The organism is Streptomyces phytophilus (genome assembly GCF_013870535.1).
In the GTDB taxonomy this organism is placed as follows: domain Bacteria; phylum Actinomycetota; class Actinomycetes; order Streptomycetales; family Streptomycetaceae; genus Streptomyces; species Streptomyces phytophilus.
Window position 1 is genome coordinate 1 of sequence record NZ_JACBXC010001675.1, and the last position, 1,086, is coordinate 1,086.

The following is a 1,086-nucleotide window of genomic DNA, read 5'->3' on the forward strand; positions in this document are numbered from 1 at the left end:
ACGTTCGAGGCGCCGGTGACGCACACCAGCGCGGGACCGTCGCCGACCCGCGCGGCGAGCGCGGAGTCCAGCGCCGCGACGGCCTGCCCGGGGCTGCCGGGCGCGGCGAGCACGGTGACGCGGCCGGCCGCGGACCCGGTGTGCTGCCAGGGCAGCAGGGCGGCGTGGTGCTCGGTCTCGAAGACGTAGACCTCGGTCCCCGGCGGCAGCGCGGTCGCCAGCAGGTTGAGCGAGTCGGTGGTGGAGCGGGTGAAGACGACCTGGTCGTCGGGGCGGCAGCCGAGGAACCCGGCGACCGTGGCGCGGCTGGACTCGAACAGCTCGGTGGACAGCTGCGACAGGTAGCCGGCGCCGCGGTGCACGCTGCCGTAGTACGGCGCGTAGGCGGCGACGTCGTCCCAGACGCGCTGGAGCGCCGGGGCGCTGGCGGCGTAGTCCAGGGCGGCGTACTCGGCGTCGCCGCCGGTGACGAGCGGGGCGCGGACCTCGCGGCCGAGGACGGGCAGACAGGCGGAGGCGAGCGTGGACGCGGACATGCGTAACTCCCGTGAGCAGGCGTGGAGATGCAGGGTGGAGACGGGCCCGTACGACCCGGAAGAAGACGCGCGCGACGCCCGGCGGATACCCGGTGGAATGTGCGCGCAGCGGCGGCGGGGCGGAAAGGCCCCTAGCGCATTCGCTTGCTCACGGCGGTACTCCCTCGGCGGACCAGGACCCCTGGATTCGCGAGGGGTCCGCGCTTGCCGCAGACCTCGCTGCCTGCGGCCCGGTCATCACCCGGGGCACCCCGCCACGGACGGAGGGTTGCCGGACAGCGGGCCGGGGCCTTGATCGCTGTCGCTCGTGACCTGGTCAGGAGTATGCGCACCGGAGAGCCGCGGCGCAACCCGGTTGCCCGGACTGTCCGCAACTCTCCGGAAATCGGCCGGGAGCGGCCCGGAGCGGCCCGGAGCGGAAAGCCTCCGGCCCGCCTCAGCGGTTGCTGGCCGCGACCCAGCGCTCCAGCACCCGCAGCGCCGAGCCGGAGTCGATCGACTCCGCGGCCCGGACGATCCCCGCCGCGATCCGGTCCGGCAGCGCGCCGTC

1 protein-coding gene, 1 pseudogene and 1 riboswitch are annotated in these 1,086 nt (G+C 75.1%); the gene and the pseudogene both read right to left on the bottom strand.

Annotated features, from left to right (window positions below; translation table 11 throughout):
* Positions 1–536, bottom strand: a 536-nt coding sequence (locus tag H5J30_RS35145; protein ID WP_181791848.1) for an aminotransferase class V-fold PLP-dependent enzyme, incomplete at its 3' end; no start/stop codon positions are given.
* A 195-nt stretch (positions 537–731) separates the two neighbouring features.
* Positions 732–849, bottom strand: a riboswitch (SAM riboswitch).
* A gap of 123 nt (positions 850–972) precedes the next feature.
* A pseudogene (locus H5J30_RS37265) lies at positions 973–1,086 on the bottom strand (anthranilate phosphoribosyltransferase); the annotation flags it as partial.